Genomic DNA, 15,870 nt, shown 5'->3' with positions numbered 1-15,870 from the left:
ATATAGTGAAAAGCACTGGCAAATCTTTTTTAAACTGCGCACATCTGAAGCTCTGAACAACAAACGTCAGCGGTTAGCCGCGATGAGGGAAATGAAAATGCGCGTCATGGTCTTGGGCAGCGGCGTCATCGGTACCACCAGTGCTTATTATCTGGCGCGTGCCGGGTTTGAAGTGGTGGTGGTCGACCGGCAGCCAGCGGCCGCCATGGAGACCAGTTTCGCCAACGCCGGGCAGGTTTCGCCGGGTTATGCCTCGCCGTGGGCCGCGCCGGGTGTGCCGCTCAAGGCCATCAAATGGCTGCTGCAGCGCCATGCACCCCTGGCGATCAAGGCCACTGCCGACATCGATCAGTACCTCTGGATGGCACAGATGCTACGCAACTGCACCGCCAGCCGTTACGCGGTGAACAAGGAGCGCATGGTCCGCCTGTCCGAGTACAGCCGTGACTGCCTCGACGAATTGCGCGCTGAAACCGGCATCGCCTACGAAGGCCGCAGCCTCGGTACCACGCAACTGTTCCGCACCCAGGCCCAGCTTGATGGCGCCGCGAAAGACATCGCCGTGCTGAAAGAGTCCGGCGTGCCGTTCGAACTGCTCGACCGCGAAGGCATTGCCCGCGTCGAACCGGCCCTGGCCAGCGTCACCGACATCCTCGCCGGTGCCCTGCGCCTGCCGAACGACCAGACCGGCGACTGCCAGATGTTCACCACCAAGCTCGCCGAAATGGCCGCCAACCTCGGTGTGCAGTTCCGTTTCGGCCAGGACATTCAGCGCCTCGACTTCGCCGGTGACCGCATCAACGGCGTGTGGATCGACGGCAAGCTGGAAACCGCTGACCGCTACGTACTGGCGCTCGGCAGCTACTCGCCGCAACTGCTCAAGCCGCTCGGCATCAAGGCGCCGGTGTATCCACTCAAGGGTTACTCCCTGACCGTGCCGATCACCAACCCGGCAATGGCCCCGACCTCGACCATTCTCGACGAGACCTACAAGGTCGCGATCACCCGTTTCGACAACCGCATCCGCGTTGGCGGCATGGCGGAGATCGCCGGTTTTGACCTGTCGCTGAACCCGCGTCGCCGGGAAACCCTGGAGATGATCGTCAACGACCTTTATCCTCAGGGCGGCAACCTGGCCGAAGCCAGCTTCTGGACCGGCCTGCGTCCGACCACGCCGGACGGCACGCCGATCGTCGGTGCGACCCCGTTCAAGAACCTGTTCCTGAACACCGGTCACGGCACTCTCGGCTGGACCATGGCGTGCGGCTCCGGTCGCTTGCTGGCGGACCTGATGGCCAAGAGAAAGCCGCAGATCAGCGCCGAAGGCCTCGATATTTCCCGTTATGGCAGCAAAACCCAGGATACTGCAAAGCATGTCAGCCCTGCGCCAGCTCACCAATAAGGCCTCGCGCCACGGTTGTAGCCGCTCTGCCATGACTACCTTGCAGTAAACAGCTCAGAAAGATCCCTCTTCCGGTGCTACTGGCGGTTTACGCCGTCGGCAGCACCGGTTTTTTTTAACGACCGACCAGAAGTCTGCCGCCATGCGTCCTGCCCGTGCCCTGATCGACCTTCAAGCCCTGCGTCACAACTACCGGATCGCCCGTGAAGTCACGGGAGCCCGTGCCCTCGCGGTGATCAAGGCCGATGCCTATGGCCATGGCGCGGTGCGTTGCGCCCAGGCGCTGGAAGCCGAGGCGGACGGGTTTGCCGTGGCCTGCGTCGAAGAGGCCCTGGAGTTGCGCGCGGCGGGCATTCGCGCGCCGGTGTTGCTGCTGGAAGGTTTTTTCGAAGCCGATGAGTTGTCGCTGATCGTCGAGCATGATTTCTGGTGCGTGGTGCATTCGCTGTGGCAACTCGAAGCCATCGAGAAAGCTGCCTTGAGCAAGCCGATCACGGTCTGGCTCAAGCTCGATTCGGGCATGCACCGGGTCGGCCTGCATCCGAAGGATTATCAGGCGGGCTATCAACGCCTACTGGCCAGCGGCAACGTGGCGAAGATCGTGCTGATGAGCCACTTCGCCCGCGCCGATGAGCTGCACAGCCAGGCCAGTGCCGAGCAGGTCGCGGTGTTCGAAGCGGCGCGCCAGGGTTTGTCGGCCGAAGTCAGCCTGCGTAACTCGCCGGCGGTGCTCGGTTGGCCGCAGGTGCCGAGCGATTGGGTACGTCCGGGCATCATGCTCTACGGCGCCACGCCTTTCGAAGAAGCCAACGCCGTGGCCTCGCGCCTGCAGCCGGTGATGACCCTCGAATCGAAAGTGATCAGCGTGCGTGAATTGCCGGCGGGCGAGCCGATTGGCTACGGCGCCAGGTTCATCACTCCCAAGCCGATGCGCGTAGGCGTGGTCGCCATGGGGTACGCCGATGGCTATCCACGGTTGGCGCCCACCGGCACGCCGGTGCTCGTCGCCGGGCAACGCAGCCAGTTGATTGGCCGGGTGTCGATGGACATGCTCTGCATTGACTTGACCGATGTACCGCAAGCCGGCCTCGGTTCGACCGTCGAGTTGTGGGGCAAAAACATCCTCGCCAGTGACGTGGCAATCGCCGCCGGCACGATTCCTTACCAGATCTTCTGCAACCTGCGCCGGGTGCCAATGCTCTATTCCGGGAGCTAAGGCCAAACGGCAGGCGCCGGAAGTCGCCTCGCCGAACAGGATTCAGGTCAAAGTGTTGTAAATACTGAACGCTGTCGCCATGATAACGCTCAATATTCCAACAACCTGAATCCCTGGAGGCTCCTGCATTGGACGTCGGTGAACGACTGCAATCAATCCGCAAGCTCAAAGGTCTTTCCCAGCGTGAGCTCGCCAAACGCGCGGGCGTCACCAACAGCACGATTTCGATGATCGAGAAGAACAGCGTCAGCCCCTCGATCAGTTCGCTGAGGAAGGTGTTGGGCGGGATTCCCATGTCCATGGTCGAGTTCTTTTCCGAAGAAATCCTCCAGGAAAAACCGACTCAGATCGTCTACAAAGCCAACGAGCTGATCGATATTTCCGATGGTGCAGTGACCATGAAACTGGTCGGCCGGGCTCACCCGAGCCGTGCTATCGCCTTCCTCAATGAAATCTACCCGCCTGGCGCCGACACCGGTGACGAGATGCTCACCCATGAGGGTGAGGAAACCGGCATTTTGGTGGAAGGGCGGCTGGAACTGGTGGTCGGGCTTGAAACATTTGTGCTCGAAGCCGGCGATAGCTACTACTTTGAAAGTACCAAGCCGCATCGTTTCCGTAACCCGTTCGATGCGCCGGCGCGACTAATCAGCGCAGCAACACCCGCGAATTTTTAAGGAAAGAGGCGCCCTGCCAGCATGGCCGAGGCACCCGAGCTGTTAGACCGTTGCGCAACAAGACCCCTTCGACTTTGGGGTTGTTTCAGTGTCGCGGGCTTACCGCTATACTTGCGCCCGCCTGCGAACCGTGGCCGTAGGCGTGACTAGCCACCATTGAGGGTGAACGCGTGAATCTAATTATGAAAATGCTGGCCGCACCAGCAACCGTATTGGCCCTCTGGGCTGTCAGCGCTCAAGCTGCGACGAACGATGAAATTGCCAAACGCCTTGAGCCAGTCGGCCAGGTCTGTGTCCAGGGCAAAGAGTGCAAGGGCATGGAAGTCGCCGCTGCGACTGGCGGGGGTGGCGGTGCCAAGGCGCCTAAAGACGTCATTGCCAAGCATTGCAATGCCTGTCACGGTACCGGCTTGCTGGGCGCGCCGAAAATCGGTGACAAGGCCGCGTGGAAAGAGCGCGCCGACCACCAGGGCGGCCTCGATGGCATCCTGGCCAAAGCCATCACCGGTATCAACGCGATGCCGCCAAAAGGCACCTGCGCCGACTGCTCCGACGACGAGCTGAAGGGCGCCATCAAAGAGATGTCCGGCCTGTAACCGGTCCGCCTCTTTCGCGAAAAAGCCGCTTGCGAGCGGCTTTTTTGTGCCTGCGATTTCCCCTGAGCTGCCGCAGGCTGCGATCTTTTGATCTTGATTGTTAAAAAACAAGATCAAAAGATCGCAGCCTTCGGCAGCTCCTACTGTTCAATGCAGTAAAGACCCGGCAAGCTCGGTCCAACCCCACTTCATGGAATGTACGGGAGGATCGGATGGTACAGCTGTGTTCTATCGAGCAAGCGGTCGATGAGGTGTTGGCGCGGTTGCCGGCGCATATCCACATGGGCCTGCCCCTGGGTCTGGGCAAACCCAACCCATTCGTCAACGCGCTGTATCAACGTGTGGCGCAATTGCCGCAGCGGCAACTGACGATCTACACCGCCCTGTGCCTTGGCCGTCCTGCGCTGGGTGACGGATTGCAAAAGCGTTTTCTCGAACCCTTTGTCGAACGGGTCTTTGGCGATTATCCGGAACTGGATTTCCTCGCCGGCCTGCAGCGCGATAACTTGCCGGCCAACATTCACATCCAGCAGTTCTTCATGCAGCCGGGCAGCCTGCTCCACAGCGCGTCGGCCCAGCAGGATTACGTCAGCAGCAACTACAGCCACGCCGCCCGGGACATCAATGCCGCCGGCTTGAACCTGGTTGCGCAATTGGTGGCCAGCCATGCTGAGCATCCCGATCGCTTGAGCCTGAGCTGCAACCCGGACATCACCCTCGACCTGCTGCCGATGATCGCCAGGCGCCGGGAAGCCGGGGAGACGATCCTGATGGTCGGCCAGGTGCATGACGATTTGCCCTACATGCCCGGTGATGCCGAAGTCGGTATCGATACCTTCGACTTGCTGATCGACGAGAAGGACAGCACCACGCTGTTCTCCACGCCGAACATGCCAGTGGGTTTCCAGGATCATTTCATCGGGTTGCACGCCAGTACCTTGGTACGCGATGGCGGCACCCTGCAGATCGGCATCGGTTCCATGGGTGATGCGTTGACCGCTGCGTTGCTGGCGCGACAGGCCGACAGCGACGCTTACAAGGCTTTGCTGACCGACATCGATCTCAGCCCATGGGCGCAATTGATCGAGCGCGAAGGCGGCATCGATCCGTTCGCCAAGGGCCTGTACGGGTGCAGTGAAATGTTCGTCAACGGCTTGCTGGTGCTGGCCGACGCCGGGATCGTGCGGCGCAAGGTGTACCCGGATGTGTCGACCCAGCAGCAGGCCAATGCCGGCACCCTCGACGAAGCAGCGCAAACCGACGGAATTTCGGTGCATGGCGGGTTTTTCCTCGGGCCGCGCAGTTTCTATCAACGCCTGCGCGAGTTGCCGCAGAGCAAGCGGCTCGAATTCAACATGACCCGTATCAGCTACATCAACGAGCTATACGGGCAGGAAGAGCTCAAACGCTTGCAGCGGCTCGATGCGCGGTTCATCAACACGGCATTTACCATGACCCTTCTGGGCGCCGGTGTGGCGGATCAGCTGGAAGACGGGCGGGTGCTCAGCGGTGTGGGCGGGCAGTACAACTTCGTTGCCCAGGGCCATGCGCTGGAAGGGGCGCGGTCGGTGTTGCTGCTGCGTAGCTGGCGTGAGTCGGGCGGTGATGTCAGTTCCAATATTGTCTGGGAGTACGGTCACTGCACGATCCCGCGACACCTGCGGGACATCGTGGTCACCGAGTATGGCATTGCCGACCTTCGCGGGAAAACCGATGCGGTGGTGATCGAGGCATTGCTGAATATCAGTGATTCGCGCTTTCAGGCGGGGCTGATCGAACAAGCACAGAAGGTGGGTAAGTTACCGAAGGATTTTCGCCTCGATTCGCGCTTCACCGATAACCGACCTGAGCGTTTACAGGCGATTCAGGCACGGCATGCACGTCTGTTTCCGGAGTATCCGCTGGGCTGTGATTTCACCGAGGTCGAACGGGATCTGTTGCGGGCGTTGAACTGGCTCAAGAGCAAATTCAAGCTGAGTGAAGTGTTGGAGCTGGGTAAGGCTGCGCTGGATGCGCCGGAGCCTGAATCATTTCCCGAACACCTGGAGCGTATGCAGCTGAAGAAGCCGGAAGGGCTGAAAGAGGATTTGTATCAGCGGTTGCTGCTCACCGGCCTGAAGGCCACCGCGCAATAAAAGCCAACCCAAAACAACTGTGGGAGCGGGCTTGCTCGCGAAGGGGCCGTGTCAGTCACCGATGATGTTGACTGACACGGCCCCCTTCGCGAGCAAGCCCGCTCCCACATTAGGTTTTGCGGTGTGGCGGCTTTAGTCGATGAAGGTCACAACACCACCAGCTAGCGACTGAACACGGGCCAGGGACTCAACGCGATACCCCTGCGCATCCAGCTCCGCACGGCCGCCCTGGAACGACTTCTCGATCACGATCCCCAAGCCAGCCACGGTCGCGCCAGCCTGCTTGATGATCGAGATTAGCGCCTGGGACGCCTTACCGTTGGCCAGGAAGTCATCGATGATCAGCACGCGGTCGCTGCTGGTCAGATGGCGTGGAGAGATCGCCACGGTGCTTTCGGTCTGCTTGGTGAACGAGTAAACGGTCGCCGACAGCAGGTTTTCAGTCAGGGTCAGGGACTGGTGCTTGCGAGCGAAAATCACCGGCACACCGAGGTTCAGACCGGTCATGATCGCCGGGGCGATGCCCGAGGCTTCGATGGTGACGATCTTGGTGATGCCCGAATCCTTGAACAGCGTGGCGAATTCATCGCCGATCAGCTTCATCAGGGCCGGGTCGATCTGGTGGTTCAGAAAGGCGTCGACTTTCAGGACCTGATCGGAAAGCACGATGCCTTCTTCGCGAATTTTCTTGTGCAGTGCTTCCATGAAGCTGTCCTCGTTTGGCGTCTTTTGCGCCGAAGGTCTAAATAAAAGTGGTCAATTCTAGCGCTTTAACATCGCGCGTATATCCGCCAATGCGCTATTGCCGCGAACGGCCTTGACTTCGGTCGGGGTGTCGTCGTTGCCTTCCCAGGCAAGGTCGTCCGGCGGCAGTTCGTCGAGGAAGCGGCTCGGTGCGCAATCGATGATCTCGCCGTATTGCTTGCGCTTGGCGGCGAAGGTGAAGGCCAGGGTCTGGCGCGCGCGGGTGATGCCCACGTAGGCCAGGCGCCGCTCCTCTTCGATGGTGTCGGCTTCGATGCTGGAGCGGTGCGGGAGGATTTCCTCTTCCATGCCCATGATGAACACGTAGGGGAATTCCAGGCCCTTGGAGGCATGCAGGGTCATCATCTGCACGCCTTCGGCGCCATCTTCTTCTTCCTGCTGGCGCTCGAGCATATCGCGCAACACCAGTTTGCCGATGGCGTCTTCGACGGTCATCTCGCCGTCTTCGTCTTTCTCCAGGGTGTTCTTCAGCGCCTCGATCAGGAACCACACGTTGCCCATGCGGTAATCGGCGGCCTTGTCGCTGGAGCTGTTGGTGCGCAGCCAGTTCTCGTAGTCGATGTCCATGACCATGCTGCGCAGAGCCGAGATCGGGTCTTCGCCAGCGCATTGCTCGCGCACCTTGTCCATGAAGCGCTTGAACCGCGACAGGCGATCGGTGAAGCGGCTGTCCAGATGCTCGCCCAGGCCGATTTCGTCGGTGGCGGCATACATCGAGATTTTTCGCTCGGTGGCGTAGTTGCCCAGCTTCTCCAACGTAGTCGAACCGATCTCCCGGCGTGGGACGTTGATCACGCGCAGGAAGGCGTTGTCGTCGTCCGGGTTCACGATCAGGCGGAAATAGGCCATCAGGTCTTTCACTTCCTGGCGACCGAAGAAGCTGTTGCCGCCGGACAGGCGATACGGCACCTGGTGGTGCTGCAACTTCAGTTCGATCAACTTGGCCTGGTAGTTACCCCGGTACAGGATCGCGAAATCGCTGTACGGCCGGTCGGTGCGCAAGTGCAGGCTGAGGATTTCCACGGCCACGCGCTCGGCTTCGGCGTCTTCGTTGCGGCAGCGGATCACCCGGATCTCGTCGCCGTGGCCCATTTCACTCCACAGCTGCTTTTCGAATTCGTGGGGGTTGTTCGAGATCAGCACGTTGGCGCAACGCAGGATGCGGCTGGTGGAGCGGTAGTTCTGCTCCAGCATCACCACTTTCAGGGACGGGTAGTCGTCCTTGAGCAGCATCAGGTTTTCCGGACGGGCGCCGCGCCAGGCGTAGATAGACTGGTCATCGTCGCCGACCACGGTGAACTGGTTACGCTTGCCGATCAGCATCTTCACCAGCAGGTATTGGCTGGCGTTGGTGTCCTGGTATTCGTCCACCAGCAGGTAGCGCACCTTGTTTTGCCACTTCTCCAGGATGTCGGCGTGCTCTTCGAACAGCTTCACCGGCAGCAGGATCAGGTCGTCGAAGTCTACCGCGTTGAACGCCTTGAGCGTGCGCTGGTAGTGGGTGTAGACGATGGCGGCGGTCTGTTCCTTGGGGTTGCGCGCGTTTTCCAGGGCCTGGGCCGGCAGGATCAGGTCGTTTTTCCAGGCGCCGATCATGTTCTTGATCTCGTCGACGCCGTCGTCGCCCGAGTATTCCTTTTGCATGATGTCGGTCATCAGGGCCTTGACGTCGGTCTCGTCGAAAATCGAGAAACCGGGTTTGTAGCCCAGCCGCACGTGTTCCTTGCGGATGATGTTCAGGCCCAGGTTGTGAAAGGTGCAGACCGTCAGGCCGCGACCCTCACCGGCGCGCAGCAGGGTGCCGACCCGCTCTTTCATCTCGCGCGCGGCCTTGTTGGTAAAGGTCATGGCGACGATGTACTGGGCGCGGATGCCGCAGTTCTGGATCAGGTGGGCAATCTTTCGGGTGATGACGCTGGTCTTGCCGGAGCCTGCACCGGCGAGCACCAAAAGAGGGCCGCCGACATAGCTCACGGCTTCTTGCTGCCGGGGATTGAGTCGGGACATAGGTAAATTCAGGAGTCAGTCACGAAATGGGCCGGCATTTTAACAGGCTCAGCGAATTGTGCTGCTCTGTCCGACTTGTGACGTACAACGCGATCTGTATTTGCCGGTTTTGTTACTTTCACGCAGGATGCGCAACGAATTCGCGTCTAATGTTGGTAATTTCCTGATACAAAGGCCTCGTTTGAAGGCAATGTCCATTGGTCATTAGGGATCGGCGCGGCATAATGCGGTCGCCTACATCCATGCAGAGTCTAGGGAGCTAGCTTGTCTACGCCTGTCGAACCCTTGCGTTTGCTGCTACTGGCCGAAGAGCCAGCGTGGGCAGCGTTGTTGCGCGAGTGTCTGGCTCCGATGGGGAGCTCGGCCGTGCTCATCAGTGCGCCGAGCTGGGAATCGGTCAGCAGTCTGTTCGATGACAACCGCAGCGCGGTGTTGTTGACGATCCCGGCCCTCCAGCCGGCGGCCGGTCGTTGCTGCCTGCCGACGGTATTGCTGCTCGAGCATGAGCCCCTGACCCCGCCCGACGGTGTAAGTGACTGGCTGGTACGCGACCATCTCGACCCGGGCATGCTGCGCCGTTGCCTGCGCCATGTGCGTGAGCGCGGCGTACTGGAAACCACCCTGCAGCGCCTGGCCGAGCAGGATCCGCTGACTGGCATCGCCAACCGCCAGGGTTTCCAGACCTTGCTGACGGCGCGCCTGGCGGAAAACGATGGTCGTGGCCTGGCCCTCGGTCACCTGGACCTCGACAACTTCCGTTACGCCAACGATGCCCTCGGCCATCAGGCCGGTGATCGCCTGATCCTGCAGGTGGTCGCGCGGCTCAAAGGCCAGCTTGAAGCCGGTGATCAACTGGCGCGACTGGGCAGCGATGAGTTCGCCTTGCTGATCGACACCCGACGCGCTCCTCAGCGCGCCGAATGGATGGCCGAACGCATCACTGAAGCGTTGGCCGAGCCTTACTGGATCGACGGCGAAAGCCTGCTGATCGGCTCCAGCCTGGGCATTGCCCATGCACGGGCACAGGCTGGCGCCGACCCCCTGATGTGGCACGCGCATATCGCCATGCAGCAGGCCAAGAGCACCCAAGGCTGTACGTTTCATATTTTCAACGAGCGCATCAACCGCAACGCCCGCAGCATCGCCGACCTCGAAACCGAGCTGCGCCGGGCGTTGCGCCGTGATGAGCTGGAGCTGCATTACCAGCCGCGAATGAACCTTGAAGACGGGCAGATCGTCGGCCTCGAAGCCCTGGTGCGCTGGCGTCATGCCGAGCGCGGCTTGCTGCCGCCGAGCGAATTCGTGCCGCTGGCCGAACAGAGCGGTTTGATCGTACCGCTGGGTTACTGGGTCATTTCCCGGGCGTTGCGCGACATGCAGGCGTTGCTTGAGCTGGGTTTGCCGCCGTTGCACATGGCGATCAACCTGTCGTTCCGGCAGTTCCAGGACAGTCAGTTGCTCTCGACCCTGAGCCGGCTGATTGCCGAGCGCGGAGTCGAGGCGCAGTGGCTGGAGTTCGAGCTCACCGAAACCGCGGTCATGCGCCGCAGCGACCTGGTCAAGCAAACCATGGACGCCCTTGGCCGCCTGGGCGTGCGCTTCTCCCTCGATGACTTCGGCACCGGCTTTTCCTCGTTCGTGCACCTCAACAGCCTGCCGATCACGCTGCTGAAGATCGACAAGAGCTTTGTCGGCGGCATGGAACAGCGCGAAGAAAACCGCCAGCTGGTGCACGCGATGATCAACCTGGCGCACAACCTCAAACTGGAAGTCGTCGCCGAAGGCGTGGAGACACCGGAGCAACTGGAACTGTTGCGCGGGTTCGATTGCGATCAGGTGCAGGGGTACCTGATCAGCAAGCCGTTGCCGTTGGCGGAGCTGGTGCAGTACCTGACGTTTGACAGCAGCCAGCAGGCGCCGCTGGAAGTCGTGGTTTAAACACCCACGCAAAACTGTAGGAGCTGGCTTGCCAGCGAAGACGGTTTGTCATTCAACACATTTGTCGACTGACCCACCGCCTTCGCTTGCAAGCCAGCTCCTACAGGGATCTCATTCGGCCTGGATGGCGTCGAAGCGCTCTTGCGACGGCTCCCGCCGAATCATCCGCTTCATCTTCGACTCAAACGCCAGCGTCAGGCTCACCGCTGCGCAGGCCAATCCCAGCGCCAGGCCCCACCACACGCCCGTTGGCCCCCATTGCAAATGGAACGCCATCCACCAGGCTGCCGGGGCGCCAATCAGCCAATAACAGCCCAGGCCCACGAGGAAGGTGGTCTTGGCATCCTTGAGCCCGCGAATGCAGCCCATGGCGATGGTTTGCGTGCCGTCGAACAGCTCGAACCACGCCGCCACAGCCAGCAGGCTCACGGCCAGGTCGATGACGTCGCGAAACGCCGGGTCGTTGTGATCGAGAAACAGCCCGACCAACTGATTCGGCAACAGCCAGAAGACCATCGCAAAACACAGCATCGCCGCCGCGCCGAAAGCCAGACCGACCCTTCCGGCCAGCCGCGCGTCCAGTAACTGCCCGGCGCCGTAATGCTGACCGATGCGCATGGTGATCGCGTAGGAAATCCCCGCAGGCACCATGAATGCCACCGACACGATCTGCAGGGCGATCTGGTGCGCGCCCAGTTGCGTGCTGCCCATGGTGCCCATGCACAAGGCGGCGAAGGCAAACAGCCCGACCTCCACCGCGTAGGTGCCACCAATCGGCAGGCCCAGGCGCCACAGTTCCTTCAGGTACTGGCGGTTGAGCCGCGACAAGCCCTGACGCAGTGGATAGGCATCATAGGCCGGGTGCCGGCGAATGTGCCACGCCAGCGCCAGGGCCATCAGGTTGGCGACAATCGCCGTGACCAGGCCAATGCCCATCAGCCCCAGTTTCGGCAGGCCGAACATGCCTGTGATCAGCGCATAGTTGAGCAGAAAGTTGGCAACGGTACCGCCCAGGCTGATGACCATCACTGGTGTTGCCCGGCCGATGGCGCTGGTGAAACCGCGCAAGGCCATGAAGCTCAGGTAGCCGGGCAGGGCAAAGGGCAGGAAGATCAGGAATTGTCCGGCCGCCTGGACGTTGCTTTCGGTCTGGCCGAACAGCAGCAGTACCGGTTTCAGGTTCCACAGCAGAAGACCGGCGCCCAGCGCCATCAACCATGCCAGCCACAAGCCGGCCTGGGTCAGCCGGGCCGCACCGAGGATATCGCCCGCTCCCTGACGGATCGCCACCAGGGTGCCGACCGCCGCGATCACGCCGATGCAGAAAATCGACACGAACGAATATGTCGCCGCGCCGAGCCCGCCACCGGCCAGAGCCTCGGGGCTCAGGCGCGCCATCATCAGGGTGTCGGTGAGCACCATCAGCATGTGCGCCAACTGCGAGGCAATCAACGGCCCCGCCAGCCGCAGGATGGCCCAGAGTTCAATACGCGCTGGATGCTGCATGGTCATCACGCTCGGTTATCAAAGAGAACAGGAAAGCGTCGATTCTCGGCGCTCTGCGGCGTTTGCACAAAGGGATAAAAAGGATGGGTAACATGATTCAAACTCATGTTGAATAGTTTCTGCTAGGGTATCCAAAACCGCTGTAGGAGCTTTCCTGATGTCGCGTCGTCTTCCTCCTCTTTATGCCCTGCGCGCATTCGAAGCGGCGGCGCGACACACGTCGTTTACCCGTGCTGCGGAAGAACTGTCGATCACCCAAAGTGCAGTCAGTCGGCATATTCGTACGCTCGAAGAGCATTTTGCCTGCCGCTTGTTTCATCGCAGTGGCCGCAACCTGCAGTTGACCGAATCGGCGCGCTTGCTGCTGCCGGGCATTCGCGAAGGTTTTACGGCCCTTGAGAGGGCCTGCAACACCTTGCGCGCCGAAGACGACATCCTGCGCATGAAAGCCCCGTCGACACTGACCATGCGCTGGTTGCTGGCGCGGCTCAGTCGCTTCCGCCATCTGCAGCCGGGGAACGAGGTGCAATTGACCAGCGCCTGGATGGATATCGATTCGGTGGACTTCAATGATGAGCCGTTCGACTGTGCGGTGTTGCTGAGCAACGGGCATTTCCCGGCGGACTGGGAGGCGAGCTATCTTTTTCCCGAGGAACTGATCCCGGTGGGGGCGCCCAACCTGCTTAATGATCAACCTTGGGATGTTGAGCGTCTGATCAATACCGAGCTGCTGCACCCGACACCGGATCGACGGGACTGGCGCAATTGGCTGGAGCGCATGGGCCTGGCCGAGCAGGTGTCGCTCAAGGGCGGGCAGGTCTTCGACACCCTTGAACTGGGCATGATCGCGGCCGCCCGGGGGTACGGCGTGTCGATGGGCGATCTGCTGATGGTGGCTGAGGATGTCGCCCAAGGTCGCTTGAGCCTGCCTTGGCCAACTGCAGTCGCCAGCGGCGAGAAGTATTACCTTGTGTGGCCGAAAACCCGTCCGGGTGGCGAGCGCATGCGTCGGCTCAGTGACTTCCTGCAAGGGGAGGTCAGGGCCATGGAGCTGCCGGATGTCGTGCACCTGAGCTGAGTCGTTACTGCGTTGCTGGCCGATACTGCAACGCCTCGGCCAGATGCTCGCGGCTGATGCTGTCGACCTGCTCAAGATCCGCCAACGTCCGCGCAACCTTGAGCAACCGGTGCGCTGAACGCAGGGAGAGGTTTAGCCGCTCACAAGCGGTTTCCAGCCAGTTTTCATCGACTGTGGATAACTTGCAGTGCTTGCGCAGCCCTGGCAGATCGAGAAAGGCATTGGCACAGCCCTGACGCGTCTGTTGGCGCTCGCGTGCCTCGGCCACTATCAATGCAGCGCTGGCGCTGTCCTCTCCAGGTTTCACGGGAGGATTGAGCGCCGTGGCCTCCCGTGCCACGGTCAGGTGCAGGTCGATCCGATCCAGCAACGGGCCCGACAGCTTGTTGCGGTAGCGTTGCACCATGTCCGGGGTGCAGGAGCAGCGGCCCGTGGGTTCGCCAAGATATCCACAGGGACACGGATTCATCGCCGCCACTAACTGGAACCGCGCCGGAAACCGCACGCGATCCTTCGCCCGGGAGACCACGATGTAGCCGGACTCCAGCGGTTCCCTCAGGACTTCCAGGACCCTGCGTTCAAACTCCGGAAGCTCGTCAAGGAACAAGACACCGTGGTGGGCGAGGGTGATTTCGCCTGGCTGCGGTTTCGAACCGCCGCCCACCAGTGCAGGGCCTGAGGCAGAGTGGTGGGGCTGGCGAAATGGCCGGTGAGGCCAATGGCTCAGCGGTACGCAACTGGTGACCGATTGAATGGCCGCCACCTCCAGCGCCTCGCTTTCGGACAGCGGCGGCAGGAGTCCGGGCAGACGGCTCGCCAGGAGTGTCTTGCCCGTCCCCGGCGGCCCGCTGAGCAACAGGTTGTGCGCGCCCGCCGCGGCAAGCAACAGCGCCCGTTTGGCCGCAAGCTGCCCCTGCACCTCATTCAGATCGGGATAGGGTTTGCTGGCGTAGAGCAAGCCATTGGAAACATAAGGCTCAATCGGCGTATGCCCATTGAAATGCGCGACAGCCTCCAGTAAATGATCCACCGCAATCACTTTCAAGCCTGACGCCAGGCACGCTTCCTCGGCATTGGCCCGCGGCACCACCAGCGAACGCCCGGCCTTGCGCGCCGCCAACGCCGCCGGCAATACCCCGCGTACGGCCCGCACCGCCCCCGACAGCGCCAGCTCCCCCAGGCACTCCACATCATCGAGCGTCAGCGTCGGCACCTGCACACTGGCCGAGAGAATCCCCAGGGCAATCGCCAGATCGAAACGCCCACCGTCCTTGGGCAAATCCGCCGGCGCCAGGTTCAGGGTGATGCGCCGAGGCGGAAACTGCAGCCCCGAATTGATGATCGCACTGCGCACCCGGTCCTTGCTTTCCTTCACCGCCGCCTCGGGCAGGCCGACCATGGTCAGCGATGGCAAACCATTGGCCAGATGGACTTCAACGGTGACAGCGGGCGCATCCACGCCAATTTGGGCGCGGCTGTGGACGATGGAGAGGGACATGGTCGTTCCTTGAAATGACAGAGGCCGCTTCCTGCGGGTTTTTCAAGGGTAGACAGAAGATGAGGGTTTCGCGTTGGGGTAGAGAAGTTGAATTTTCGCTGGATGTTGCGAGTCATCCTGGAGCGTGCTGACTCACAAAAAAAACCGCCATGCAGGCAGTTCGTCTGTCGACAGGGTCAGGCTCTTTTGCCAGCAAGCAGGCCCGCAGGTTCAAGGTCTTTACCGTGGGAGGCAGTCCCGCCTTCGGATCGTCGTCGTACGCCTTAAGCATCCGGGTCGCCAAACCCAGTGCTGAACATTCAGCAGGGGATGAGCTTAGAGACTGGCTTATGGGCGACGCAATCGGACGGCGGTGTGATGTTTTGTAGGACGTTGCCGAGATGGTTGAAGGGCGGAACATCAAAAGATCGCAGCCTTCGGCAGCTCCTACAGGGATCGCAGTGTTTACTCGGTTGGTGGAGTGAGCTTCGCTTCCATTTCCGCGACCTTCGCCTCTAGCGCCTCCAGCCGCGCCCGCGTGCGCGCCAATACCACCATCTGGCTATCGAACTCTTCACGACTCACCAGATCCAGCTTGCTGAACCCGCTCTGCAACAGAGCCTTGAACTGGCTTTCGATTTCGCTTTTCGGCAGTGGCGTGTCGCCGCTGAAGAGTCGGGAGGCGGTGCCTGTCAGGGCGTCGAGGAAGTCTTTGGGGGCGAGCATGGGGGAATGTCCTGGTAGCAATGGCGGGCAGTGTATCACGCAGTGTCTATAGTCAATTCCGCAGGCAAGGGATGCACGCTTTTCGCGCATGCGGACGGACGGCATCGCACCGTTGTTGTGCGTAACCCGTCGGGTGTTGTCGTGAAGTGGTCGCGATCTGTTGGCAAAGGCTTGAAATCAATGTGTTTTGTGGAGATGGCAAGCTTTCTGCTTAGATGCTGATGACCCATGCACTGATGCAGTCGCTGTGACGAATGCAGTGCGCCAGGCGAAACGCGGGGAGTGTTTCGCAAGGAGCGGTTAACTGGCGTCGGACGGGCAGGTAAGGCCGACGATGCGTTACAAAG

General features: G+C 61.0%; 12 protein-coding genes. 7 read left to right on the top strand and 5 right to left on the bottom strand.

Annotated features, from left to right (window positions below; translation table 11 throughout):
- The first annotated feature begins 97 nt into the window (after window positions 1-97).
- The 5 genes from dadA (at window position 98) to SOP85_RS00540 (ending at window position 6,026) form a co-directional block, all read left to right on the top strand.
- The gene (dadA, locus tag SOP85_RS00560; protein WP_274073708.1) at window positions 98-1,402 is read left to right on the top strand and encodes a D-amino acid dehydrogenase; all 1,305 of its coding nucleotides are present in this window, start codon (window positions 98-100) and stop codon (window positions 1,400-1,402) included.
- A 142-nt stretch (window positions 1,403-1,544) separates the two neighbouring features.
- Window positions 1,545-2,618, top strand: a complete 1,074-nt coding sequence (gene alr / locus SOP85_RS00555) for an alanine racemase (protein ID WP_323625716.1) — start codon at window positions 1,545-1,547, stop codon at window positions 2,616-2,618.
- A gap of 128 nt (window positions 2,619-2,746) precedes the next feature.
- Window positions 2,747-3,295 (top strand): cupin domain-containing protein, encoded by a 549-nt coding sequence (locus SOP85_RS00550; protein WP_007947433.1) that lies wholly within the window; start codon window positions 2,747-2,749, stop codon window positions 3,293-3,295.
- A 182-nt stretch (window positions 3,296-3,477) separates the two neighbouring features.
- Window positions 3,478-3,891: a c-type cytochrome gene (locus SOP85_RS00545; RefSeq protein ID WP_323607408.1), complete on the top strand. Its 414-nt coding sequence runs from the start codon at window positions 3,478-3,480 to the stop codon at window positions 3,889-3,891.
- Between the two features lie 212 nt (window positions 3,892-4,103).
- Entirely contained in the window at window positions 4,104-6,026 is a 1,923-nt protein-coding gene (locus SOP85_RS00540; RefSeq protein ID WP_323625715.1) for an acetyl-CoA hydrolase/transferase C-terminal domain-containing protein, read from the top strand.
- Window positions 6,027-6,158: 132 nt separating this feature from the next.
- On the opposite strand, the gene SOP85_RS00535 is transcribed toward SOP85_RS00540, so the two are convergent.
- Both SOP85_RS00535 and rep read right to left on the bottom strand, forming a co-directional pair.
- On the bottom strand, window positions 6,159-6,731 hold the full coding sequence (locus SOP85_RS00535; protein WP_223490427.1) for a xanthine phosphoribosyltransferase: 573 nt from the start codon (window positions 6,729-6,731) through the stop codon (window positions 6,159-6,161).
- Between the two features lie 57 nt (window positions 6,732-6,788).
- Window positions 6,789-8,798: a DNA helicase Rep gene (rep, locus tag SOP85_RS00530; protein ID WP_046818511.1), complete on the bottom strand. Its 2,010-nt coding sequence runs from the start codon at window positions 8,796-8,798 to the stop codon at window positions 6,789-6,791.
- A 264-nt stretch (window positions 8,799-9,062) separates the two neighbouring features.
- Here rep and SOP85_RS00525 point away from each other — a divergent pair, with 264 nt between their 5' ends.
- Entirely contained in the window at window positions 9,063-10,736 is a 1,674-nt protein-coding gene (locus SOP85_RS00525) for a putative bifunctional diguanylate cyclase/phosphodiesterase (RefSeq protein ID WP_274073704.1), read from the top strand.
- 111 nt (window positions 10,737-10,847) lie between these two features.
- Here the strand turns inward: SOP85_RS00525 and SOP85_RS00520 are convergent, their stop codons facing one another.
- Window positions 10,848-12,242, bottom strand: coding sequence for a NorM family multidrug efflux MATE transporter (locus tag SOP85_RS00520; RefSeq protein WP_323625775.1), 1,395 nt, complete (start codon window positions 12,240-12,242; stop codon window positions 10,848-10,850).
- A 157-nt stretch (window positions 12,243-12,399) separates the two neighbouring features.
- On the opposite strand from SOP85_RS00520, the gene SOP85_RS00515 reads away from it, so the two are divergent.
- Window positions 12,400-13,320 carry a LysR substrate-binding domain-containing protein gene (locus SOP85_RS00515; protein WP_274073702.1) on the top strand — a complete coding sequence of 307 codons (921 nt, stop codon included), beginning with the start codon at window positions 12,400-12,402 and terminating at the stop codon, window positions 13,318-13,320.
- 4 nt (window positions 13,321-13,324) lie between these two features.
- On the opposite strand, the gene SOP85_RS00510 is transcribed toward SOP85_RS00515, so the two are convergent.
- Both SOP85_RS00510 and SOP85_RS00505 read right to left on the bottom strand, forming a co-directional pair.
- Window positions 13,325-14,818: a YifB family Mg chelatase-like AAA ATPase gene (locus SOP85_RS00510; RefSeq protein WP_323607177.1), complete on the bottom strand. Its 1,494-nt coding sequence runs from the start codon at window positions 14,816-14,818 to the stop codon at window positions 13,325-13,327.
- 444 nt (window positions 14,819-15,262) lie between these two features.
- Window positions 15,263-15,523, bottom strand: coding sequence for an accessory factor UbiK family protein (locus tag SOP85_RS00505; RefSeq protein WP_274073700.1), 261 nt, complete (start codon window positions 15,521-15,523; stop codon window positions 15,263-15,265).
- Window positions 15,524-15,870: the final 347 nt, after the last annotated feature.

Origin of the sequence: Pseudomonas sp. YuFO20, assembly GCF_035064975.1 — a bacterium.
GTDB classification, from domain to species: domain Bacteria; phylum Pseudomonadota; class Gammaproteobacteria; order Pseudomonadales; family Pseudomonadaceae; genus Aquipseudomonas; species Aquipseudomonas putida_AE.
Note: the sequence above shows the minus strand (reverse complement) of the source record. Positions and strands in the feature narration are given on the sequence as shown.